Here is a 23,164-nt window from a genome sequence, read left to right as displayed (position 1 = left end):
TTGCGTTGCTGTGCACGATAGCGCCGCAAAATCCCGGGTAAAAGGGGCAACTGGGCGATTTGGCGCGTTGGGGCTCTGTATGAACTGGTCAGTACGGTTCGGTCGCGCGGTCAAGTGCACGAGAATGGTCTGCCGCTGATTAGTTGATTAAAATCATGGCTTTGCAGGTGCAAACATATCGGCAAACCAACCCGCAATGGTTGCACCTCACCCCGGCGCGTATCCGCGCCGACACGGCCACGCCCGCATTGCGCACTTGACAGAAGACCGCGTTGCGCCCGACGCTTGGGCCATGCAGTCGTAAATGGAAGGACCTCACCATGCTTGTGCACCAGATTCTCAAGTCGAAATCCGATGATGCGGTGGTCACTGTCCAACCGAGCGCGCTGGTGTCCGAGGCGGTGAACATTCTGGCCGAGCGCAAGATCGGGACCGTGGTGATTTCAAAAGACGGGCAGCGGGCCGACGGGATCCTGTCCGAACGGGACATTGTGCGGATGCTGTCCCAACGGGGCGGGGCGATCCTGAACGACCGGGTCGACACCTACATGACATCCAAACTGGTGACCTGCGGGCGCGATGACAGTGCGGATTCCGTGCTGCAAAAGATGACTGACGGACGGTTCCGCCACATGCCCGTGTTGCAGGATGGGCAATTGGTCGGGTTGATCACGCTGGGCGACGCGGTAAAGGCCCGCTTGACCGAACTGGCGATGGAAAAGGATGCGTTGCAAGGCATGATCATGGGCCATTGACCCGGAGGGTCATGATAGAATGATTGCCCAGAGGTTCATAACAGATGGCCCGGCCAAATGGCCTTTTCACGGCCCATTGAGCCTGCTTGCAATACGCGCCCGTTAATGGTGCAGTGCGGTCAATACGACTGACGGAGGCGCCATATGCGCATCGCCCTTTACCCCGGCACATTCGATCCCATCACGCTGGGGCATATTGATATCATCCGTCGTGCAAGCCCCATGGTGGATCGGTTGGTGATCGGCGTTGCGATCAACCGTGACAAGGGGCCCTTGTTTTCCCTCGAAGAGCGTGTGGCCATGATCGAGGCGGAATGCGCCATCCTGAGCGAACAGACCGGCACGGAAATCATTGCCCATCCCTTTGAAAATCTGCTGATCGATTGCGCCGCCGATGTCGGCGCGCAGATCATCGTGCGTGGCCTACGTGCGGTGGCGGACTTTGAGTATGAATTCCAGATGGTCGGCATGAACCGTCGCCTCAACGACAGCATCGAAACGGTGTTCTTGATGGCCGAGGCCGAACATCAGGCGATTGCGTCGAAACTGGTCAAGGAAATCGCGCGCCTTGGCGGAGACGTGAGCCAGTTCGTGACCCCGCTGGTCAATGACGCGCTGAAACGCCGGTTTTCCAGCGACTAACGTCCACTCAATGCGTCGAGCTGTGCGGCTGTCTCAGGCAACCTGCTGAGGCTGGCCGCGATCCGGTGGCGCCAGCGCGGCCCGCGGTCCAGAGCGTCTGCATAGGCCTCTGCCAGATCGTCGGGGCGATCCTCGGCCAGTACCGACACCAGAAATGCGGCCTGGGCGCGGTCCTTGCGGGCCTTGGCCTGATCCGGCCCTTCGCGGCGTCGGTCTGCCACGATCAGCTTGTGGATTGCGTATTTTTCAGGCCGGGGTACCTGAACCAGAATGCCCGAGCGATAAAGCGCAAGGGCGTGGATCGGATCTGCAATCAGGTAGTTGAGGTAGTTCAGACCCTGCGCGCTGACGCCCAGCGCGGGCAGGGGCTTAACCGTTTCATCACCAAAGGCCGGGGTCAGAAATTCGACCATGCCCGCGCCGCTGCTTTGCCGCCATTTCCAGACCTGACTGTCGAACACGCCGGGTACGGCGTCGAATTTGAGCGCGCTCAGGATCTCTCCCGGCGTCTCTTCGATCTCGTCATCCAGCGCGACGGACAGCCGCTCAAAGCTCGCGAAATCGATGTCACCGGTTTGCGCCAGTTCGTCGGTGTCAAAGCGCACACCCAACTCGCCCTGATATAGCGCGTAGGCGGCCGTGCCGATCAGGGTGCCGCCCAGTCGAAACATGCCTGCGCGCGCAAAGGCCGCCAGCATCGATCCGGTGTCGCGGTCGGTGGCGATGAACCCTTCGGCCCGCAGGGTGCGCGCCAGACGCGCCATTGTCTTGCGCCGTGCATCGCTGTCGGCCTTGAGGGCCACGGCGCGGTCCAGCCGTGCGCGCAGCTCCGGGGTGTTTTCGCCGAGATAGCGGCTTTGCATCTGCGTGCCGATGCGGAACTTGTCGTAGAGATACGTCCGCCCGTTGCGCGTGCGCGTCTCAAGCGTGCCGATCAGTGCCGAGGCGCGTTCGTCAAGATGCAGGTGCAGCAAGTCCTGATAGGCGACCTGTGCGGCACGGGAATGGGAGAGGATGGCCATGTGCATCAAATAAAACTTTGCTGCACATAAAGCAAGTGTGCAGCAAAGAATTCAGTGATGCACACAGTGATTGAAACAAAAAGGGCGCCACTAGGGCGCCCGAATTTGTCATTGTTACAGGGGGTTTACAGGAACTTGCCCATCGCAACTGCCGTGTCGCCCATGCGGTTGGAAAAGCCCCATTCGTTGTCATACCACGTCAGGATGCGGCACATCGTGCCGTCCATCACCTTGGTCTGGTCGGTCGCAAAGATGCTTGAATGCGGATCGTGATTGAAATCCGAGCTGACCAGTGGCGCATCTGTAAACCCAAGCACACCTTTGAGCGGGCCATTATTGGCCGCAACCTTGATGGCCTCGTTGATCTCTTCCACGGATGTGGCACGCGATGCCTCGAATGTCAGATCGACTACGGACACGTTGGGGGTGGGGACGCGAATTGCGACACCGTCCAGCTTGCCCGCCAGTTCCGGCAGCACCAGACCCACGGCCTTGGCCGCGCCGGTCGAGGTGGGGATCATCGACAGGGCTGCGGCGCGCGCGCGGTATAGGTCTTTGTGCATCGTATCCAGCGTCGGCTGATCGCCGGTGTAGCTGTGGATCGTGGTCATGAATCCTTTGACGATCCCGATGTCGTTGTTCAGCACGTGGGCGACAGGGGCCAGGCAGTTTGTGGTGCAGGAGGCGTTCGAGACGACAATATCGTCGCCCGTCAGTGCGTCGTGGTTCACACCGTAGACGATGGTCTTGTCCGCATCCTTGCCGGGGGCCGAAATCAGAACCCGGCTGGAGCCGTTTTCGAGGTGGGCCTGACACGCCTCCTTCGAGGTGAATATGCCGGTGCATTCCAGAACGATGTCCACATGGGCCCACGGCAGGTCGGCCGGGTTGCGTTCCGCGGAAACCTTGATCGGGCCACCACCCACATCGATGCTGTCAGCGCCCGTCTTGACCTGAACGGGAAAGCGTCCATGCACGGAATCGTATTGCAACAGGTGTGCGTTGGTCTCGACCGGACCCAGATCGTTGATCGCGACCACTTCGATATCCGTCCGCCCGCTTTCCACGATCGCACGCAGCACATTGCGGCCGATGCGGCCAAATCCATTGATTGCAACTTTGATGGCCATTGTCTTTCCCGTCTGCTGATTGATGTCAGGTTCAGTCTGAAACGCGCGACCCAAAGGGGCCAAGCGCCGTTACCGCTAACAAAAGCAAAAGGCCCGCAATGTCAACCGGGCAGGGCGCTGGCGCGGGTGCCGCCTAGCGCCAGAATGCCATCCATTCCAGCATGTCGGTGAACTTCTTTCCCAGAAAAACCAGGTGTTCCGATCCATAGATCATCACGTCCAGCGCAATCGCGCCGATGATCAGAAGGCCAAGGATAACAGCGCCGCGATTGGTCATATGGTCCGGGAGGTTGAGAAGTGTTGGCGGTCTTGTGCCAGCCCCGCCCGCATCACGCAAGTGATCAGCCAAGCCGACCCATCGCCACGGCCACGTCAGCCATGCGCACCGAAAACGCCCATTCGTTGTCATACCAGGCCAGCACACGCACAAGGCGCTTGCCCATCACCTTGGTCTGTTCGGGCGCAAAGATGCTTGAGTGTTCGGTGTGGTTGAAATCGACCGACACTTTGGCCTCGTCATCATAGGCCAGCACGCGGCCCATTTCACCGTTTGCGGCCTCGGCCACGGCGGCGTTGACCTGTTCGACCGTGACATCGCGCCCGGCGGTAAAGGTCAGATCGACCGCGCTGACATTGGGGGTGGGCACGCGTATCGCTGTGCCGTCCAGTTTGCCTGCGAGGTTGGGCAGAACCTCGCCCAGCGCCTTCGCCGCCCCGGTCGATGTCGGGATCATCGCCATGGCCGCCGCACGTGCGCGGTAAAGGTCGTCGTGGCGGCGGTCCAGCGTGGGCTGATCGCCCGTATAGCTGTGGATGGTGGTCATGATCCCACCCTCGATCCCGAACGCCTCGTCCAGCACTTTGGCCAGTGGGGCGAGGCAGTTTGTGGTGCAGGACCCGTTCGAAATCATCCGGTCATTGGCGGCGATGTCGCGGTGGTTCACGCCGAACACGACTGTCTTGTCGACGTTCTTGCCGGGCGCGGACAGCAGCACCTTGCGCGCGCCACGTGCCATATGTGCGGCAGCCTTGTGCCCGTCATTGAACTTGCCCGTGCATTCCAGCACCACGTCCACGCCGGTCCAGTCGAGGTCGTTCATGTCATAGGTCGACATCATCCGGATCGGGCCACGACCCAGATCCATCGCGTCATTTGACACCGTGATCGTGCCGGGAAAGCGCCCGTGGATGCTGTCGTAGCGCATCAGGTGCGCCGAGGTTTCCAGCGGACCAGTCGCGTTGATGGCGACCACATCGATGTCGTTGCGCAGGGATGTCGCGATATGGGACAGGGTGCAGCGGCCAATGCGGCCAAATCCGTTGATACCAACTTTGATCGTCATTTCCGGTTGTCCCTTTTGTCACAAAACCCAAATCACCCGCGCTTTTGTTAGCCGCGCTGGTTCTATGTGGGAAGGGTGAAAGTGACTGGAAAACAGCATGTTAGCGATAAACGTATGCAACCGTATGCAGTTGGCGCTAACAGTGTACGGAACCTTTGTCGCATGTTATGCGCTAACTTAGGATCATGATGCAGGAGCGGGCGGTATGAGTGGACTTTTGGCGCTGTTGGACGATGTCGCGGGAATCGCCAAAGTGGCAGCCGCGAGCGTCGATGATGTAGTCGGGCAGGCGGCCAAGGCCGGGGCCAAAGCCGCAGGTGCCGTGATCGACGATGCCGCTGTGACCCCGAAATATGTGCAAGGCTTCGCGGCCGAACGTGAATTGCCCATCATCTGGCGCATCACCAAGGGTTCGCTCAAGAACAAGCTGGTGTTCCTGTTGCCGGTTGGTCTGTTGCTCGCCAATTTTGCGCCCTGGGCCATTGCGCCCCTTTTGATGCTGGGCGGGGCCTATTTGTGTTTCGAGGGGGCGGAAAAAGTCGCCCATGTGCTGGGCTGGGGGCATGGCCACGATGACTATCCGGGCAAAGAGACCGAAGTGCAGGACCCCGCACATCTTGAAGAGCAAAAGGCGGCAGGGGCGATCAAGACCGACTTCATCCTGTCTGCCGAGATCATGACCATCTCGCTGGCCGCCATTCCCGAAAGCAATTTCTGGTTCGAGGCCGCGACGCTCGCAACAGTGGCCGTGATGATCACCGTGGCGGTCTATGGCTCTGTCGCGCTGATCGTGAAGGCGGATGATGTGGGCCTGTCGCTTGCCGCGAACGGCCGTTTGGGTCTGACCCGTGCCTTGGGGCGTGGGATCGTCAAGGTGATGCCGGGTTTCATGAAAATGCTCACCATCGTTGGCACGGCTGCAATGCTGTGGGTCGGCGGGTCGATCATCGTGCACGGGCTGGCCGAGATGGGCTGGCACGGCCCCGAAGAACTGATTTATGGCATCGGCAAGGCTGTAGGAGCCGGGTCAGGCTTTTTGGAATGGGCGACAAAGGCCACGATTGATGGTATTCTGGGCCTCGTCGTTGGCTTCCTTCTGATCCCTGTGGGGGAAAAGGTGATCACGCCGATCTGGCGGGCCGTTGCTCCAAAACCGGTCTGACGGATCGTGACGGCGCGCAAACTGTCCCGTATGTTCTGGCGCAGCGAAAGCAGCAAGGGGGCTTTATTTCGCCCGGTCGCCTGCTAATTTGCTGCGCGACCCCGACTTCGGAACCGCACCATGAATGACCAGACGAACGACAAGACCACCCAGATCCTGCACGCCGCCACCCGGCTGATCAAAGACAACGGCATTCAGGCCCTGTCCTTTGAGGCCATCGCCGCCGAGGCGGGGCTGTCGCGCCAACTGGTCCGCTACTATTACGCTGATCTGGATATGCTGATCGTCGCGCTGTGCGATTTCCTTGGCAATGGATATCGCGACTTGCTTGTGGCGGGCATCGTCAAGGTCAGCGAGGTCAAGCGCCTTGGCTTCTTCCTCGACTTCTTTTTCGATCTCGCCGACGGCCATCCGATGCCCGACAATCTGGAGGCCTATGATTCACTGCTCGCCTATGCTGTCGGATCGGACGCGCTGAAAGACCGGTTGTGCGATCAGTACAAGACCCTCGGCCAAGTCATCGTGCACGAACTGGCCATCACCTATCCCGAACTTGACGGGCATTCCTGCGAGGAACTGTCCTACCTCTTTGTCTCGATGATGCACGCGCATTGGAGCTTTGTGGCGAGCCTTGGCTATTCCACGGACCATTCGCGCCTGACACGGGCCGCGATTGACCGCCTGATTGCGTCTTATGTCAGTGACACGGCGCGCAAACCCGTGGTTGACCGCCCATGGGCGCGAGATGGATGAACGGATGGGGTGCCTTGGCGCCCGTATCTTCAATGAAAAAGGCCCCCGCGTGATGCAGGGGCCTTTCTTTTTTGAAAGAGATGCTTAGAGCAGCGCTTTGGCCTTCTCGACCACGTTTGCGGCTGTGATCCCGTACTTTTCGAACAGCACATTCGCAGGCGCTGACGCCCCGAAATCGTCCATGCCGACGAAGTCCGCCTTCTTGGCATTGCCACGTTCACCCAGCAGCCACTGGTCCCAGCCCTGACGCACGGCTGCCTCGATCCCGATGCGTACGGCACCGGCGGGCAGAACCTTGCGGCGATAGGCTTCGTCCTGTGCTGCAAACAGTTCCATGCAGGGCATCGAAACCACCCGGCACCCGATGCCGGACTCCTGCAACATATCGCGCGCCTCCAAAGCGACGGACACTTCCGACCCTGTCGCGATCAGGATGACCTGACGTTTGCCCTCTGCTTCGGCCAGAACGTAGGCGCCTTGGGCTGTGAGGTTCTTCAACTTGTGCTCGGCGCGCACCGTGGGCAGACCCTGACGGGTCAGGGACAGCACGGATGGGGTCTCAGTCGATGAAAACGCCAGTTCCCACGCCTCTGCCGTCTCAACCGCGTCCGCAGGGCGGAACACGTTGGTGTTCGGTGTTGCACGGCTGATCGCCAGATGCTCGACCGGTTGGTGCGTGGGGCCGTCTTCGCCCAGACCGATGCTGTCATGGGTCATCACGAAGGTGGTCGGGATTTTCATCAACGCCGCCAGACGCATGGCGGGGCGGGCATAGTCGGTGAAACACATGAACGTGCCGCCATAGGCGCGGATGCCGCCGTGCAGCACCATGCCGTTCATGGCCGCCGCCATGCCGTGTTCGCGAATGCCGAAATAGACATAGCGCCCGCTGCGGTTGTCCACATCGAACACGCCCAGATCGGACGTCTTGGTGTTATTGGACCCCGTGAGGTCCGCCGAACCGCCGATGGTCTCGCTCAGCACCGGGTTCAGCACTTCCAGCGCCTTTTCGGACGCTGCGCGCGTCGCCAGCTTGGGCGCGCTTTCCGTCATCTGTTTCTTGAACGCCTTGACGGTCGCCGACAGCTTCTTGGGCACTTCGCGGGCCATCACACGGTTGAATTCCGCCTGTTTGCGCCCCGAGACAGAGGCAAAGCGTTCTTCCCATTCGGCGCGGGCGGCGGCACCGCGTGACCCGATGGCCTCCCATGCGGATTTCACCTCGTTGGGAACGTCAAAGGGCCCCGTTGTCCAGCCATAGGCTGCCTTGGCCGCCGCATTCTGGTCACTGTTCGTCAGCGCGCCGTGCCCTTTGGACGTGTCCTGTGCGGCGTGGCCCAACGCGATGTGGGTCTTGCAGGCGATCATGGTGGGCTTGTTCTGTTTCTTGGCCTTGGTGATGGCGGCATCGATGGCATCGGGGTCATGCCCGTCAACCTCGATCACGGCCCAGCCTGCGGATTTGAAGCGCTGGGGCTGATCGGTGGTGTCGGCGAGGGTCACGGGGCCGTCGATGGTGATGTTGTTGTTGTCCCAGAACACGATCAGCTTGCCCAGACGGTGGCGACCGGCAAGGGTGATCGCCTCCTGGCTCACGCCTTCCATCAGGCAGCCGTCACCGGCGATGACATAGGTATAGTGATCGACGATCTTCTTGCCGTAATGGGCGCGCAGGGACTCCTCGGCCATGGCGAAACCGACGGAATTGGCGATGCCCTGACCCAAGGGGCCGGTGGTTGTCTCGATCCCAGCGGCGTGCCCGTATTCCGGGTGGCCAGCGGTGATCGACCCCCACTGGCGGAAATTCTTGATCTGCTCCAGCGTCATGTCGGAATAGCCTGTCAGGTGCAGCAGCGAATAAAGCAGCATCGACCCATGACCCGCAGACAGGATGAACCGGTCACGGTCCGGCCAGTTCGGGGCAGAGGCATCGAACTTGAGATGTTTCTCGAACAGGACCGTCGCAACATCCGCCATCCCCATGGGCATGCCGGAGTGGCCGGAATTTGCCGCAGCAACGGCATCCAGCGTCAGGGCGCGGATGGCGGTGGCTTTGGACCAATGGTCGGGATGGGCGGTGCGAAGGGCAGTCAGGTCCACGATTGCGATGTCCTTTGGATCATGAGGTTTTGCGCTCAATATCAGGCAAGGGGCAAAGATCAAGGCGCTGTAACGCCACCCCCGGCAGGCGGATCTGCGCGCAGGTGCATGTGACACTTCAATGCCGACCCGCAAGTGGTTGATCGCAAAGGGGGGCGCATTTCCAAAAAGCATTGGATAAACTGACAGGCAACCGGACGGCGCAGCGATCTCGCCTCTGAACCGGGACCAGACAGACACCCGGAGCCACAGACCGGGACGAAAGGGAGACAGGCATCGCGATGAGCGAGATTGACGCATTACAGCAGCGGCTGACCTCAGCCATGGACCGGATTGCAGCCGGCATGGGCAGTCTGGGCAGCGCGCAAGGGGCCGACACCGCCGCATTGCAGGCGGAACTGGACGACGAAAAGATCGCCAACGCCCAATTGACCGAGCGGGTCCGCAAGATGGCAGACCGTCAGGACGAAGCACTGGCCGAGGCCAAGGCCGCATCCGAAGCCGTACAGACTCGTGTGGCGGCGATGGACCTTGAATTGCAGCGCTTGCGCAAGGCCAATGACCAGTTGCGCCAGTCCAACGCGGCCCTGCGCACTGCGAACGAGGAAGGGGTGGGCGAGCCGCACCTGATCAACAAGGCGATGATGGCCGAGCTTGAAGGCCTGCGCGCCGCACGCGCCGCCGATGTGGCCGAAGCCTCCAGCATCATCGGGGCGCTGGCTCCGCTGCTGGACCAGATCGAGGTGCAGGGCGAGGAGAACACGGATGCCTGAAGTGACCATTTCCATTGGCGGGCGCAATTTTGACGTGGCCTGTCAGGATGGCGAAGAAAGCTATCTGCACGCCGCCGCCAAAATGCTGGATGACGAAGCACAAGTGCTGGCCGATCAGGCCGGGCGCATGCCGGAGGCGCGGATGCTGTTGATGGCGGGGCTGCTGCTGGCCGACAAGACGGCAAGTGTGGAGGACCGCATGCGCGAGGTCGAAGCCTCGCTTGCCGAGCGCGAGGCCGAACTGGAGGGTCTGCGCACACTTGGCGCGCCCGAACCCGAACGGATCGAAGTGCCGGTCGTGCCAAGAGAAGTGACCGAAACACTCGCCGAACTGGCCGCGCGCGCCGAGGCGCTGGCCGCAGATGTCGAGGAAAAGACCACCTGAAAGGTATCAGGGCGCAGCGTGTCTGCGCCCCATCACCCCTGATGCTCAGCCGTTGGCTTCGCGGATCTTGTCGGCGGCGTCCTGATCGAAACTCACGCCGTTTTCGGAAAACAACGTGTCCAGCTCGCCCGACAGCGTCATCTCGGTGATGATGTCGCATCCGCCCACGAACTCGCCCTTGACGTAAAGCTGCGGGATGGTCGGCCAGTCCGAGAATTCCTTGATGCCGGACCGGATTTCTTCATCCGCCAGCACGTTCACATCCGCAAATTCGACGCCCATGTAGTTGAGAACACCAGCCACGCGGCTGGAAAAGCCGCATTGCGGCATGGACTTGGTGCCTTTCATGTAAAGCACCACGTCATTGGCTTTGATCGTTTCGGAAATCCGTGCGTTTGCATCGCTCATGTCAGTCATCTTTCTCGTTGAAGGCGCGGTGATAGCGCGCCGCATAGGTTTCGTCTTCGGGCATCGCATCGACTTTGGTGCTGGCGGCGGCGGTAAAGCTGCCTTTGGTCCCGCGTCTCCGGCTGGCCACAGCACTTGTGCGTTCCAGCGCATCGTTGCGCCGGTTCACGCGGTCGACCAGGTCAAGATCGGTGGCCTCCATGCCCAGAGGCACATCGCGCATCTGTCCCATCTCGTCCCGGCCCGGCTGGCGCGTCGCCATCGGGCGGCGGGGGCCACGCCGAAACGGCGCAGAGAGGAGGGACAGGAGGCCCATCAGGGCGCTTTCGTCGTGAGGGCCAGCGCGTGCAACTCGCCGTGGCTGCCATCCATTTTGCCCTTGAGCGCCTTGGTCACAGCGCGGTGTTGCTGGACCCGGTTCATGCCTGCGAATGACGCATCGATCACCTCGGCGGAATAGTGGTTCCCGTCGCCCGCAAGGTCTGTGATCGTGATCTTGGCACTTGGGAAACTCTCGCGGATCAGATCCTCGATTTCCTGGGCTTGCATGGGCATGGGGTGCATTCTCCGATCTGCTGTTGTTTCAGATTTAGGGCGGCAGGCGGGGGGTGCAAGCGTTTGCGGATGTTCCCGCGCGGGGTTACATATGCATGGGCGCGCAGGTCACCCTGCGCACGCCCCAGACCAGCAAAGGCGACGCGCGTGATGGATTCGGTTGAAACGGCACCGGAACAGGCCCTGGCCTGGGTCAAAAGTGGGCAGGGTGCGGCCCTTGCCACGGTCGTGCAGATCTGGGGCAGCGCCCCGCGCCGGGCGGGCGCGCAGATGGTCGTGTCGGGATCGGGCGAGATGATGGGCTCTGTCTCGGGCGGCTGCGTCGAGGGCGCTGTGGTTGTCGAGGCGATGGAGGCCCTGGAGGACGGCACGCCGCGTCTGCTGGAATACGGGGTGAGCGACGGCGATGCCTTTGCCGTCGGGCTGGCCTGTGGTGGCACGATCAAGGTGCTGGTCGAACCCGTAGGCGCGGCCATGCCTGTCGATCTGCTCGACACCCTTGTGGCCGCCCGGGCCGCGCGCAAGGCCGCCGCCTATGTGGTCGATCTGCAAAGCTGGGAACGCCGTGTCGATCATGACGGGCACGCCGCGCGCTTTGCCAGCGATCGCACTGGGGTGGAGGACGACGGGCGCACCTTTGTCGCCATCCACAACCCGCCCCTGCGTCTGGCGATCGTGGGCGCTGTGCACATCGCGCAGGCCCTCGTGCCCATGGCGCGGATTGCGGGCTATGATCCGATCATTATCGACCCACGCGCCGCCTTCGGCTCCGAAGCGCGCTTTCCAGGCGAAACGCTGCTGGATGACTGGCCGGACGTGGCGTTGGCGCAGGTGGGCATGGATGCGCGCACGGCCTTGGTGTTGCTGACCCATGATCCCAAGCTGGACGATCCGGCTCTGCATATCGCGCTTAAATCGGACGCGTTCTATATCGGCGCGCTCGGGTCCACCCGCACCCACGCCAAGCGGGTGGAGCGACTGCGCGAGGCCGGGTTTGACCCCGAACAGATTGCGCGCATTCGCGGCCCCGTCGGCCTTGATATCGGGGCGGCCAGTCCGCCCGAGATTGCCGTGTCGATCCTTGCCCAGATGGTACAGGCCCTGCGGAGGCCGGAATGATCTTTGGCCCGGTCCCGGTGGCGCAGGCGGCGGGTGCGGTTTTGGCCCATTCGATTATGTCCGCCGCCGGTCGGGTGCCCAAAGGGACCAAGCTGACACAGGCTCACGTGACCGACCTTGCCGCGCAAGGGCACGACACGCTGGTTGTCGCGCGACTTGAGGCAGGGGATGTCGAGGAAGACGCCGCCGCCACAGCGCTGGCCCACGCCCTTGTGCCGGACCCCGAGGGGCAGGGGTTGCGCATCGCGCCAGCCGGGGCGGGGCGCGTGAACCTATATGCAACAGGGCCGGGGGTTGTGCGTATCGACGTTGATGCGGTCACCACGCTCAACACAGTCGATCCGATGATCACACTTGCCACTGTCGCCCCGTTCCACCGGGTCGAGGACCGCACGATGGTCGCCACGATCAAGATCATTTCCTATGCCGTGCCCGAGGCACATCTGACACAAGCCTGCGCGGCTGCTCCAAGGGCCTTGTCGGTCGAAGCTCCGCGCTTTGGCACCGCGACGCTGATCGAAACGCAAGTGGGAGACGGGGTGCCGGGCGACAAGGGGCGCGCCGCACTTGTGGGGCGGCTTGATCGCATGGGCCTTAGCCTAGGCCCTCGCGTGGTCGTTCCGCACAAAGTGGACCCCTTGGCAGAGGCGATTGCACGAGCCGAAGGAGAAGTTGTCTTTATCCTCACGGCCTCGGCCACGTCGGATGTGATTGACGTCGCACCCGAAGGGCTGCGCGCAGCGGGGGGCCGTGTCAGCGTCTTTGGCATGCCGGTCGATCCCGGCAACCTGCTGTTCATCGGGGACTTTGGCGACAAACCCGTCATCGGCCTTCCGGGCTGCGCGCGCTCGCCTGCGCTGAATGGGGCGGATTGGGTGCTTGAGCGTCTGATTTGCGGCATCCCGCTGGGGCAGGCCGAGATTTCGGCCATGGGCGTGGGCGGTCTGCTCAAGGAAATCCCGACCCGGCCCCGACCCCGCGCCACCTGACAGAGCGGCCATAACACCTTGCACGATCTTGCGATTTCGCGCCGCGGGCGAAATTTTCTGTTCTCAAGGGGCGGGTGGCGTGCTTAACTCGCATCCAAACAAGAACGCCAAAAGGGAGGATGTCATGGCACAGGTCACAATGACTGTGAACGGAAAAGCTGCGTCTGGCGAAGTGGAGGGGCGCACGCTGTTGTCGTCTTTCCTGCGTGAGCAGCTGAATTTGACGGGAACGCATGTGGGGTGCGACACCTCGCAATGCGGGGCCTGCGTAGTGCATGTGGACGGTCTGGCGGTGAAAGCCTGCACAATGCTGGCGGCTGAGGCCGATGGCGCGGACGTCGCCACCATCGAAGGACAGGCCAATGCGGACGGATCGCTGAACGTGATCCAGCAGGCATTTCAGGATCATCACGGCCTGCAATGCGGATTCTGCACGCCGGGCATGGTGATGTCGGCAGCCGCACTGCTGAAAGAGAACCCCAAACCCAGCGAGACCGAAGTGCGCGCCTACCTCGAAGGGAACATGTGCCGCTGCACGGGCTACCACAACATCGTCAAGGCGATCATGGCGGCCTCCGGTCAGGATGTCAGCGCCATCGCGGCGGAATAACACGAACATTCCTCGGCCCGGATATCCTTTCGGGTCGACAGTCAGCAGGCAGGCGGACCCGCTTGCCGCGCCAACAGGGAGAAAAACATGCCAAAAGACGGAGGCATCGGCGCCAGCAGCAAGCGGCGCGAGGACGTACGGTTTCTGACAGGGGCCGGCAATTATACCGACGATATCAACATTCACGGTCAGGCCTATGTGCATTTCCTGCGCTCGGACATGGCCCACGGGGCCATCAACAGCGTGGATACATCCGCCGCATCCGGCATGCCGGGGGTCGTCCGTATCTTTACAGGCACCGATTTCGAAGGCGTGGGCGGTATGCCCTGCGGCTGGCAGGTGACCGACAAGCATGGCCAGCCCATGCAGGAACCGGCCCACCCGATCCTGGCCCAGGGCAAAGTGCGCCATGTCGGTGAACCCATCGCGGCCGTCGTCGCCGAAACAGCCGAACAGGCGCGCGATGCCGCCGAGGCGATCGAGCTCGACATTGCCGAACTTCCGGCCGTGGTGGACATGAAGGCGGCTCTGGAAAGCGGTGCAACCAAGGTTCACGACGATCTCAACGACAACCTTTGCTATGACTGGGGCTTTGTCGAAGAGAACAAGGATGCGGTGAACAAGGCCTTTGAAGAGGCTGCGCATGTGACGTCGCTCGAACTGGTCAACAACCGTCTGGTCGCCAACCCGATGGAGCCGCGCGTGGCGGTGGGCGATTATGCCCGCGGCACCGATGACAGCACCCTTTATACCACCTCGCAGAACCCGCATGTGATCCGCCTGCTAATGGGCGCGTTTGTCCTTGGCATCCCCGAACACAAGCTGCGCGTTGTGGCGCCGGACGTGGGCGGCGGGTTTGGCACCAAGATTTTCCACTACCAGGAAGAGGCGTTCTGCACCTTTGCGGCGAAGGCCTGCAACCGGCCCGTCAAATGGACGTCGAGCCGTTCAGAGGCGTTCATTTCGGATGCGCACGGTCGTGACCACGTCACCAAGATCGAACTGGCGCTGGACGGCGACAACAACTTTACCGCAGTGCGTACGGAAACCCACGCGAATATGGGGGCGTATCTGTCGACCTTTGCGCCCTCCGTACCCACGTGGCTGCATGGCACGCTGATGGCCGGCAATTACAAGACGCCGCTGATCTATGTAAACGTGAAGGCGGTGTTCACCAACACCGTCCCGGTGGACGCATATCGCGGGGCGGGCCGTCCCGAGGCGACGTTTCAGCTTGAGCGGGTCGTGGACAAGGCCGCACGTGAGTTGGGGGTCGATCCCATCGCGCTGCGCCGCCAGAACTTCATCACCGAATTCCCCTATGCCACACCCGTGGCCGTCGAATATGACACAGGGGATTATCACGCCACGATGGACAAGCTGGAAGAGATGGGCGATTTCGCCGGTTTCGCAGCACGCCGGGCCGAGAGCGAGAAGAACGGCAAGCTGCGCGGCCTTGGCGTCAACTGCTATATCGAGGCCTGCGGCATCGCGCCCTCCAACCTTGTCGGACAGTTGGGGGCACGTGCGGGGCTTTATGAGTCCGCCACTGTGCGGGTCAACGCCACCGGCGGACTGGTCGTGATGACCGGCAGTCACAGCCACGGGCAGGGGCACGAAACATCCTTTGCCCAGGTGGTTGCCGACATGATCGGCATCGACGAGAACATGATCGAAATCGTGCATGGCGACACCGCCAAGACGCCGATGGGCATGGGCACCTATGGCTCACGCTCCATCGCGGTGGGCGGGTCGGCCATGGTGCGGGCCACGGAAAAGATCATCGCGAAGGCCAAAAAGATCGCCTCCCACCTGCTCGAAGCCTCCGAGGCCGATATTGAGCTCAAGGACGGTGCATTCTCTGTCGCGGGCACGGACAAGTCCGTGGCCTGGGGGATGTGACGCTGGCCGCGTACGTGCCGCACAACTACCCGCTTGAGGATATTGAACCGGGGTTGGAGGAAACGGCGTTCTACGATCCGGCAAACTTCACATACCCCTCAGGGGCTTATGCCTGCGAAGTTGAAGTGGATCCTGACACTGGCAAAGTCAGCATCGAACGGTTCTGTGCGGCGGATGATTTCGGCAACATCATCAACCCGATGATCGTGACCGGGCAGGTGCATGGCGGTCTGGCCCAGGGGATCGGGCAGGCGCTGCTGGAAAACTGTTCCTACGATGAAAACGGCCAGTTGCTGAGCGCATCCTACATGGATTACGCGATGCCGCGCGCGGATGATCTGCCGATGTTCGCGGTCGATCACTCCTGCCAGACGCCGTGCACGCACAACCCGCTGGGGGTCAAGGGCTGTGGCGAGGCGGGGGCTATCGGCTCTCCGCCTTCGGTGGTCAATGCGGTGGTCGATGCGCTGCAATCGGCGGGCAAGAACGTGACCCATATCGACATGCCTTTGTCACCCGACCGGGTGTGGGCGGCGATGAACGGCTAACGGAAATGTGGGACTGGGGCGCTGCCCCAGACCCCGGAGTTTATCTGGCGAGATGAAGATGGATCATCCTGCCGGGAGAAAGGACTGAAGATGTACAACTTCGAATTTGAAAAACCAGAGTCGGTGGCGGATGCAGTTGCGGCCCTTGGCGCTGAGGATGCACAGGCACTGGGGGGCGGGCAAACCCTGATCCCCACGCTGAAACAGCGCCTTGCCAGCCCATCGACCCTTGTCAGCCTCAAGAACATTGCCGAGATGCAGGGCGTGTGCACGGGCGATGACGGTGCTGTCTGTATCGGCGGGGCAACCACCCATGCGACTGTTGCAGCAGAGGCGGGTGCCTATCCTGCGCTGGCCGCAACCGCGGCACATATCGGTGATCCGGCAGTGCGCAATCGTGGCACGATCGGGGGCTCGCTGGCCAACAACGACCCCTCTGCCTGCTATCCGGCGGCGGCCCTTGGATCGGGTGCGACTATCGTGACCAACGCGCGCGAAATCGCGGCGGATGACTATTTTCAGGGCATGTTCACCACCGCACTGGACGAGGGCGAGATCGTGACCGAAGTTCGCTTTCCCGTGCCGGAAAAGGCCAACTATCAAAAGTTCGTGCAACCGGCCTCGCGCTTTGCGCTGGTTGGGGTTTTCGTGGCGAAGTATGCGGATGGCGTGCGCGTGGCGATCACCGGTGCCTCGAATGACGGCGTGTTCCGCTGGGCCGAGGCCGAGGCGGCATTGTCGGCGAATTTCGCAGCCGAAGCGATCGACGGGCTGTCCCTGAGCGGGGACGACATGATCTCTGATCTGCATGGCACCGGCGCATACCGCGCGCACTTGTGCGGAGTTATGACCAAACGCGCGGTCGCTGCGGCGGAATAGCGCCCATTTCACAGTCGTGAAGAAAGCCCCGCCGGGTGCGGGGCTTTTTTCGTTGTCGCAACGCTTACATGGAACCCGCCGGTCGCGCCGCACGTTAGTGATGCGCCGTCATTTCGGTTGGAGGACTAAAACCATGAATCGCTTTCTGAACAACACAGCCATCATAGCGCTCAGCGCCGCGCTCGCCATGCCGCACGGGGCATTTGCCCAAAGCACAGATACCACAACTGAAGCAGAGGCTGAGGTCGCAGCGCCGAGCGAAGAAGAGCTGCTGCGCAAGAAGCTGGAGGAAGAGGCAGCCGCGGCTGCTGAAGCTGAGCGCCTTGCCGCTGAGGAAGCGGAGGCCGCTGCTGCCGCTGAAGCGGAACGTGTGGCTGCTGAGGAAGCTGCTGAGGCTGAGAGATTGGCGGCTGAAGAGGCGGAGGCTGCTGCCGCCGCTGAGGCGGAACGTGTGGCTGCTGAGGAAGCTGCCGAGGCTGAGAGACTGGCCGCTGAGGAAGCGGAGGCTGCTGCCGCCGCTGAGGCGGAACGTGTGGCCGCTGAGGAAGCTGCTGAAGCTGAGAGATTGGCGGCTGAGGAAGCAGAGGCTGCTGCCGCCGCTGAGGCGGAGCGTGTGGCTGCTGAGGAGGCTGCTGAGGCTGAGAGACTGGCGGCAGAGGAAGCAGACGCCGCTGCTGCTGAGGCGGAGCGGGTAGCGGCAGAGGAGGCTGCGGAAGCCGAAAGACTGGCCGCCGAAGAAGCTGGCGACGTCGAGCAGGTGGAAGAAGCCGGAGAGATTGAACAGGCCGAGACAGCCGAAGAGGTGACGCCCGCACCAGAGGCGGAAACCAACGCGGACGCCACTGCTGCCGCTGAAACGCCTGTTGAGACAGAGGCGGACTCCACTGCAGATACCGCCGCGACGTCCGAGGCCGAAGCCGCCGAGACTGAAACAGCGACATCTGAAACCACAACTGAAGAAAGCGGCACGTCCGAAACAGCCGAAGCGGAAACCGCCCCGCCCGTGCTGACTGAAGAAGAACAGCTTCAGGCCGAGGAACAACAGGCCGAGCGGCAAGCGGAGCGGCAGGCTGAGGCCGCTGAATCCGCCGCCGTCAGCGCCGAAGCGGAAGTGGCCGACGTCGAAACCGAAGCCGTGACCGAAGATACCAGCCGCGCCAGCAACGAGGAGTTCACACCGCAGGCGCAGGCCTCTGGCGATGATGGCCTCAGCAAGTTCGAAAAGGCGCTGCTGCTTGGCTTGGGTGCTGTGGTGGTCGGTTCGGTCCTCAAGAACGGTGACCGGGTTGTGTCCAACAGCGGCGACCGGGTCGTTGTCGAAGGCGACGACGGGTTGCGCGTGTTGAAAAACGACAATGAACTGCTGCGTCGCCCCGGATCGGACGTGCGCACAGAAACCTTCAACGATGGCTCGACCCGGACAATCGTGACACGGCCCAATGGCAACCGCATCGTGACCATTGCGGCAGCCGATGGGCGGGTGCTGCAACGGTTCGTGGTGTATCCGGATGGGTCCGAAGTCACGCTGATCGACGACACGGTCGACTTTGATCCTGTGCAGGTGTCTGTGCTGCCACAGCCGGCCCCCGAGCAGCCTCGCGTCAACATCGATGATGAACTGGCCCTGCGGATCGCGCTGCAACAGCAGGCGCAAAGCGATGTGGGGCGCAACTTTTCCCTCGCGCAGATCCGCGGGTTGAAATCGGTACGCGAACTGGCTCCGGCGATCGAGCTGGATGCCGTGACCTTTGCCAGCGGGTCAGCCGCGATTTCACCCGATCAGGCCGAAGAACTGGTGGCGTTGGGTCGTGCGATTGCAGGCGTGATCGAAACCACGCCCGAGGCTGTCTTTCTGATCGAGGGGCACACGGATGCCGTCGGGCGCGATTCCTACAACCTTGCCCTGTCGGATCGTCGTGCGGAAACGGTCGCACTGGCGATGACGGAATATTTCGACGTGCCGCCTGAGAACCTGATCACGCAAGGCTACGGCGAAAGTGCGTTGAAGATTCAGACGCAAGGGGCGGAGCAAGCCAACCGACGCGCTGTTGTGCGCAATATCACGTCGCTGCTGCGCTGAACGTCGCCCTGAAAACGCAAAAGAGCGCCTGCAAGGGCGCTCTTTTTCATCTACAGCGGGGCAGATCAGCCTTTTTGCGGCATCGGGCCGATCAGCATGACCATCTGGCGGCCTTCCATCTTGGGAAAGTTCTCGACCTTGCCATGTTCCTTGGTGTCCTCGGCGACACGTTCCAGCAGCTCGCGGCCCAGGTTCTGGTGCGCCATCTCGCGGCCACGGAACCGCAGGGTGATCTTTACCTTGTCGCCGTTTTCCAGAAACTTGAACACGTTGCGCATTTTGACATCGTAATCGTTGGTGTCAGTGTTCGGGCGGAACTTGACCTCTTTGATCTCGATGATCTTCTGCTTTTTGCGGGCCTCGGCCTCACGCTTCTGGGTCTCGTATTTGAACTTGCCGAAATCCATGATCTTGCACACGGGCGGCGAAGCGTTCGGGGAAATCTCGACCAGATCAAGGCCCGCATCTTCGGCCATTTCCATGGCGCGTTCGGGGCTGACAACACCGGCATTTTCGCCATCTGCGCCGATCAGGCGGATTTCGGGGGCGCGGATCTTGTCGTTGACGCGGGGGCCGGTGTCGCGTTGCGGCGGCGCGTTGTGGGGTCTGCGAGCGATGATAGTTGTCCTTGAATTGTTGCAGAATTTCGAGGCCAGAACGTAGCTGTCCGCATTGCTTTCTTCAACCCACGAAATAAGCCATCCTGCGCCGAAATCTGACATTTTCCCCCTTGAACCTTTCCTTTTGGGCGCTCATCTGACAGCCGGGAACCAATGACAGAGCGCGGGCGTTTTGCACGCAGCCGTCTAAAAGAGGAAAAGACATGAAGAATCTCATCTGGATTGTTGTGGCTGTCGTCGTCGCAGGAGGCGCATACCTGCTCTACTCAGGCCAGACACCGCAGGAGGCGATCACCGAAGCCGCCGATGCCGTGAACGCACCCGAAGCGCTGGAAAGTGCCAGCGAAGCGGCAGGCGATGCCGTTCAAGCCACAGAAGGCGCTGTGACCGAGGCCGTTGAGGCCGCGACAGAAGCCGCCGAGGAAACGGCTGATGCGGTCAGCGAAGCTGCTGAAAGCGCAGTTGAAACAGTGGGCGATGCAGTTGACAGCGCCACGGATACGGCACAATCGCTGCTGGAAAGCACGGGCGATGCGGCCAGTGACGCCGCCGACGCAACGGCGGACGCAGCAAGCGATGCAGTTGACGCTGTGACCGACACCGCATCTGACGCGGCGGACGCTGCAAGTGACGTGGCCTCTGATGTGGTCGACGCGACCACTGAGACTGCCACCGAAGCAGCAGATGCCACTGGTAACGCAGCCGCCGAAGCCGTTGAGGCGACAAACGAAGCCGCAACTGATGTGGCCGAAGCAACGGCCGATGTGACAAACGAAGCGGTCGAGGCAACCGAAGATGCCGTTGAGGCGACAACAGAAGCTGCTGACGCCACAGCCGACGCTGTCGCAGACACCGCGACCGAAGCGGCGGAGGCAACAACTGAAGCCGCCGAAGCAGCAACAGACACAGCGACCGACACAACCGCTGCCGCCGTGGACGAAGCCGCAGACACTGCAACAGCCGGTACTGAAGCAGTCGCAGATGCGACAGCGACAGAAGAATTGTTGACGGTCGACGGGTTCGAGTTCGACAAGGTGAGTGAAATGATCGACGGCTCCGATCTTGATGCGCTGACCAAGACCTCGCTGAAAGCAGGCTTGCAGCAGGCACAGGACAATCCTGAACTGCTGTCGGAATTGCTGGATCGTGTGAAAGAGGCGATGGGTCTCTGATCCACCCAGACCATTAATAGAAAAGGCCGCGACCCATATCCGGGCGCGGCCCTTTTTTTGTGCGGCGGGGTGAACGCCCGCCTGACCTGGGGTTTCCGACTAGTCCAGAAACGCCTTTTCCACCACGTAATGGGCGGGTTTGGAATTTGCGCCTTCCTCCAGCCCGTAACCTTCAAACATCTCCTTGAGTTCGAGGTTGAAGGCGAGGTTGCCGCAGATCATCGCGCGGTCGGTCTCGGGGTTCAACGGCTCAACCCCCAGATCGGCAAAGACTTCACCCGATTTCATCAGGTCGGTGATGCGGCCCATCTTGGGGCTCTCTTCGCGGGTGGTGGTGGGATAGTATTTGATCTTTTTCCAGAACCCTTCGCCGATCACTTCGTTCAGCAACTCGTCTGACTTCAGGTCTTCGATCAACTGCGCGCCATAGGTCAGCTCGCCGACTTCGCGGCAGGTATGGGTAATGATGATCTCGTCGTAATCCTCGTAGGTTTGCGGCTCGCGCAGCAGCGAGGCAAAAGGGGCAAAGCCGGTGCCGGTGGCGAAGAACCACAGGCGTTTGCCCGGCAGCAGGGCGTCGTGGACCAGCGTGCCCACGGGTTTGGGGCGCAGGATAATCTCGTCCCCCGGTTTGATGTGTTGCAGGCGCGAGGTCAGCGGACCGTCAGGCACCTTGATGGAATAGAATTCCAGTTCCTCGCCCCAGCTTGGGGAGGCGATGGAGTACGCGCGCAGCAGCGGTTTGACCTTGCCGGTCTCGGGATGGGGTTCACCCATCAGGCCAATCATCACGAACTCGCCCGACCGGAACCGCAATGAGGCAGGGCGCGTCACGCGGAAGGAAAACAGGCGGTCGGTATAGTGCTGCACCTGCGTCACGATCTGGGCGTCAGGCAGGGTCGGGGTGGCCTTTTGGGCGGTCGCTTGGTTCACGGGGCTAGCTTCTGTCATGTCAGTGTCAGCGCGGGTTTACACCTGCACCGCTCCATTAAGAAAGTGAATTCTGGGTGAGGGATAAGGTGACGCAGCCTGCGCCACCTTGATCTGGATCAGGGGATAGACACCCCGGAAGTGCAGTTAGTAATTGGACGCACCACGCAGCCGGGCCTGATAGTCATGGTCCTGCCAGTCGGCGCGGAATTGCCACTGGTCCTCGGGCTGACGGGCAGCGAGGGCCTGACTGATTTCGACCTCATCAAAGCCTGCGCGCCGCGCCATCGCGTATTGATCGGAAATCACATGACCATGGGCGCGCAGCCGCCCGCGATACCCGCGCAGGCGCAGCATCCGGGCAATGGTGAACCCGCGCCCGTCGGCAAAGCTGGGGAAATCCACGCGGATGATGTCCGCACTGAGCGGGATCGTATCGGGGTCGGCGTCGCTGGGCACGTCCAGCGCGACCGCATCATTGGCGCATTCGCCCAGTGGCGTATAGCCGCGATCCCACCTGTCGGGGCCAAAGCCCTGATCTGTCACGAGAATTGTCATGTCTTTGCTCCTGTTCGGACCATTTTGCCATTCACAAAATGGATGCCGCATTCGTCTTTGTCCTGATCCCGCCAGCGCCCTGCGCGTGCATCTTCGCCTTCCGCCACCGGTGAGGTGCAGGGGGCACAGCCGATGCTGGGATAGCCCTGCGCCACAAGCGGATGCCGGGGCAGGCGGTTTTCGTCCATATACTCGACGATGTCCGCACGCGCCCAGCGGGCCAGCGGGTTGACCTTGATCCGGCCTGTGCCGGCCTCCACCTCGAAAAAGTCGAGCGTGGCACGGCTGCCGGACTGATAGCGTTTGCGCCCGGTGATCCAGCCTGAATAGGGGGCCAGTGCTGTTTGCAGAGGCTGCGTTTTGCGCAAGGCACAGCACGCATCCGTGTCGCGTTGGTGCAGCGTGCCGTCCGGATCAGCGCGGGCCACGTCATCTGCCCGGATGATCGTCACATTGCGCAGGCGCAACCGTTCGGCCACCTCCTGCTGGTAGACCAGCGTTTCGGCAAACAACATCTCGGTGTCGATAAAGATCACCGGCACGTCCCGCTTTGCCATCGCTGCGAGATGCAGCAGCACCACCGATTCCGCGCCAAAGCTGGACACCAGCGCGATGTCCGGCACTGCCACAAAGGCGGCGCGCAGCACGTCCGTGGCGCCGTGATGGGTCAAACGCGCGTTCAGCGCGCCGACCATCACGTCGGCGTCGGGGCGGGCGGGCCCTTCGGGG

At 61.8% G+C, this 23,164-nt stretch carries 24 protein-coding genes and 1 pseudogene; 13 read left to right on the top strand and 12 right to left on the bottom strand.

The features are described 5' to 3' along the window. Nucleotides 1–320 precede the first annotated feature (320 nt). Nucleotides 321–755 (top strand): CBS domain-containing protein, encoded by a 435-nt coding sequence (locus tag ACERZ8_RS16885; RefSeq protein ID WP_407593313.1) that lies wholly within the window; start codon nucleotides 321–323, stop codon nucleotides 753–755. Nucleotides 756–899: 144 nt separating this feature from the next. Continuing rightward, nucleotides 900–1,397, top strand: a complete 498-nt coding sequence (gene coaD / locus ACERZ8_RS16880; RefSeq protein WP_407593312.1) for a pantetheine-phosphate adenylyltransferase — start codon at nucleotides 900–902, stop codon at nucleotides 1,395–1,397. On the opposite strand, the gene ACERZ8_RS16875 is transcribed toward coaD, so the two are convergent. From ACERZ8_RS16875 to gap (ACERZ8_RS16860), 4 genes are all read right to left on the bottom strand, one after another. Beyond that, nucleotides 1,394–2,419, bottom strand: a complete 1,026-nt coding sequence (locus ACERZ8_RS16875; RefSeq protein ID WP_407593311.1) for a nucleotidyltransferase family protein — start codon at nucleotides 2,417–2,419, stop codon at nucleotides 1,394–1,396. The genes coaD and ACERZ8_RS16875 overlap by 4 nt on opposite strands. 125 nt (nucleotides 2,420–2,544) lie before the next feature. Continuing rightward, nucleotides 2,545–3,549 (bottom strand): type I glyceraldehyde-3-phosphate dehydrogenase, encoded by a 1,005-nt coding sequence (gap, locus tag ACERZ8_RS16870; protein WP_407593310.1) that lies wholly within the window; start codon nucleotides 3,547–3,549, stop codon nucleotides 2,545–2,547. 133 nt (nucleotides 3,550–3,682) lie between these two features. Continuing rightward, on the bottom strand, nucleotides 3,683–3,826 hold the full coding sequence (locus tag ACERZ8_RS16865) for a hypothetical protein (protein ID WP_407593309.1): 144 nt from the start codon (nucleotides 3,824–3,826) through the stop codon (nucleotides 3,683–3,685). 64 nt (nucleotides 3,827–3,890) lie between these two features. After that, a complete protein-coding gene (gap, locus tag ACERZ8_RS16860; protein WP_407593308.1) occupies nucleotides 3,891–4,892 on the bottom strand; it encodes a type I glyceraldehyde-3-phosphate dehydrogenase in 1,002 nt (333 codons plus the stop codon). 205 nt (nucleotides 4,893–5,097) lie between these two features. Between gap (ACERZ8_RS16860) and ACERZ8_RS16855 the strand changes: the two genes are divergently transcribed. After that, entirely contained in the window at nucleotides 5,098–6,054 is a 957-nt protein-coding gene (locus ACERZ8_RS16855; protein WP_407593307.1) for a DUF808 domain-containing protein, read from the top strand. A gap of 120 nt (nucleotides 6,055–6,174) precedes the next feature. Next, nucleotides 6,175–6,807, top strand: a complete 633-nt coding sequence (locus ACERZ8_RS16850) for a TetR/AcrR family transcriptional regulator (RefSeq protein ID WP_407593306.1) — start codon at nucleotides 6,175–6,177, stop codon at nucleotides 6,805–6,807. Between the two features lie 84 nt (nucleotides 6,808–6,891). Here the strand turns inward: ACERZ8_RS16850 and tkt are convergent, their stop codons facing one another. After that, nucleotides 6,892–8,907, bottom strand: a complete 2,016-nt coding sequence (gene tkt, locus ACERZ8_RS16845; protein WP_407594301.1) for a transketolase — start codon at nucleotides 8,905–8,907, stop codon at nucleotides 6,892–6,894. Nucleotides 8,908–9,188: 281 nt separating this feature from the next. On the opposite strand from tkt, the gene ACERZ8_RS16840 reads away from it, so the two are divergent. Then, nucleotides 9,189–9,680, top strand: a complete 492-nt coding sequence (locus ACERZ8_RS16840) for a hypothetical protein (RefSeq protein ID WP_407593305.1) — start codon at nucleotides 9,189–9,191, stop codon at nucleotides 9,678–9,680. Beyond that, on the top strand, nucleotides 9,673–10,065 hold the full coding sequence (locus ACERZ8_RS16835; RefSeq protein WP_407593304.1) for a cell division protein ZapA: 393 nt from the start codon (nucleotides 9,673–9,675) through the stop codon (nucleotides 10,063–10,065). Before ACERZ8_RS16840 ends, ACERZ8_RS16835 begins: the two co-directional genes overlap by 8 nt. Before the next feature lie 45 nt (nucleotides 10,066–10,110). Here ACERZ8_RS16835 and grxD read toward each other — a convergent pair whose 3' ends face one another. From grxD to ACERZ8_RS16820, 3 genes are read right to left on the bottom strand one after another with little or no spacing between them, the layout of a single operon-like run. Then, nucleotides 10,111–10,473, bottom strand: coding sequence for a Grx4 family monothiol glutaredoxin (grxD, locus tag ACERZ8_RS16830; RefSeq protein ID WP_407593303.1), 363 nt, complete (start codon nucleotides 10,471–10,473; stop codon nucleotides 10,111–10,113). Nucleotide 10,474: 1 nt separating this feature from the next. After that, entirely contained in the window at nucleotides 10,475–10,789 is a 315-nt protein-coding gene (locus ACERZ8_RS16825) for a hypothetical protein (RefSeq protein ID WP_407593302.1), read from the bottom strand. After that, nucleotides 10,789–11,028 (bottom strand): BolA/IbaG family iron-sulfur metabolism protein, encoded by a 240-nt coding sequence (locus tag ACERZ8_RS16820; protein ID WP_407593301.1) that lies wholly within the window; start codon nucleotides 11,026–11,028, stop codon nucleotides 10,789–10,791. Before ACERZ8_RS16820 ends, ACERZ8_RS16825 begins: the two co-directional genes overlap by 1 nt. A 150-nt stretch (nucleotides 11,029–11,178) precedes the next feature. On the opposite strand from ACERZ8_RS16820, the gene ACERZ8_RS16815 reads away from it, so the two are divergent. The 6 genes and pseudogenes from ACERZ8_RS16815 (at nucleotide 11,179) to ACERZ8_RS16790 (ending at nucleotide 19,155) form a co-directional block, all read left to right on the top strand. Next, nucleotides 11,179–12,147 (top strand): XdhC family protein, encoded by a 969-nt coding sequence (locus ACERZ8_RS16815; protein ID WP_407593300.1) that lies wholly within the window; start codon nucleotides 11,179–11,181, stop codon nucleotides 12,145–12,147. Next, nucleotides 12,144–13,136, top strand: a complete 993-nt coding sequence (locus ACERZ8_RS16810) for a molybdopterin-binding protein (protein WP_407593299.1) — start codon at nucleotides 12,144–12,146, stop codon at nucleotides 13,134–13,136. Before ACERZ8_RS16815 ends, ACERZ8_RS16810 begins: the two co-directional genes overlap by 4 nt. Nucleotides 13,137–13,260: 124 nt before the next feature. After that, entirely contained in the window at nucleotides 13,261–13,746 is a 486-nt protein-coding gene (locus ACERZ8_RS16805; RefSeq protein WP_407593297.1) for a (2Fe-2S)-binding protein, read from the top strand. A gap of 87 nt (nucleotides 13,747–13,833) precedes the next feature. Then, nucleotides 13,834–16,196: pseudogene (locus ACERZ8_RS16800) on the top strand (xanthine dehydrogenase family protein molybdopterin-binding subunit). Between the two features lie 90 nt (nucleotides 16,197–16,286). Next, entirely contained in the window at nucleotides 16,287–17,075 is a 789-nt protein-coding gene (locus ACERZ8_RS16795) for an FAD binding domain-containing protein (protein WP_407593296.1), read from the top strand. A gap of 133 nt (nucleotides 17,076–17,208) precedes the next feature. Then, nucleotides 17,209–19,155, top strand: coding sequence for an OmpA family protein (locus ACERZ8_RS16790; RefSeq protein WP_407593295.1), 1,947 nt, complete (start codon nucleotides 17,209–17,211; stop codon nucleotides 19,153–19,155). Between the two features lie 65 nt (nucleotides 19,156–19,220). On the opposite strand, the gene infC is transcribed toward ACERZ8_RS16790, so the two are convergent. Continuing rightward, a complete protein-coding gene (infC, locus tag ACERZ8_RS16785) occupies nucleotides 19,221–19,877 on the bottom strand; it encodes a translation initiation factor IF-3 (protein WP_455771653.1) in 657 nt (218 codons plus the stop codon). A 101-nt stretch (nucleotides 19,878–19,978) separates the two neighbouring features. Here infC and ACERZ8_RS16780 point away from each other — a divergent pair, with 101 nt between their 5' ends. Then, nucleotides 19,979–20,947 carry a hypothetical protein gene (locus ACERZ8_RS16780; protein WP_407593294.1) on the top strand — a complete coding sequence of 323 codons (969 nt, stop codon included), beginning with the start codon at nucleotides 19,979–19,981 and terminating at the stop codon, nucleotides 20,945–20,947. Between the two features lie 99 nt (nucleotides 20,948–21,046). Here ACERZ8_RS16780 and ACERZ8_RS16775 read toward each other — a convergent pair whose 3' ends face one another. The 3 genes from ACERZ8_RS16775 to ACERZ8_RS16765 form a co-directional block, all read right to left on the bottom strand. Beyond that, nucleotides 21,047–21,898: a ferredoxin--NADP reductase gene (locus ACERZ8_RS16775; protein WP_407593293.1), complete on the bottom strand. Its 852-nt coding sequence runs from the start codon at nucleotides 21,896–21,898 to the stop codon at nucleotides 21,047–21,049. A 126-nt stretch (nucleotides 21,899–22,024) separates the two neighbouring features. Then, a complete protein-coding gene (locus ACERZ8_RS16770) occupies nucleotides 22,025–22,435 on the bottom strand; it encodes a DUF934 domain-containing protein (RefSeq protein WP_407593292.1) in 411 nt (136 codons plus the stop codon). After that, the gene (locus tag ACERZ8_RS16765; RefSeq protein WP_407594298.1) at nucleotides 22,432–23,130 is read right to left on the bottom strand and encodes a phosphoadenylyl-sulfate reductase; all 699 of its coding nucleotides are present in this window, start codon (nucleotides 23,128–23,130) and stop codon (nucleotides 22,432–22,434) included. The genes ACERZ8_RS16770 and ACERZ8_RS16765 overlap by 4 nt, the downstream gene beginning before the upstream one ends. Nucleotides 23,131–23,164 lie beyond the last annotated feature (34 nt).

This window comes from Tateyamaria armeniaca, from assembly GCF_045797845.1.
Taxonomy (GTDB): domain Bacteria; phylum Pseudomonadota; class Alphaproteobacteria; order Rhodobacterales; family Rhodobacteraceae; genus Tateyamaria; species Tateyamaria armeniaca.
The sequence above is the reverse complement of the archived record's forward strand: the minus strand, read 5'-3'. Positions and strand labels throughout refer to the sequence as shown.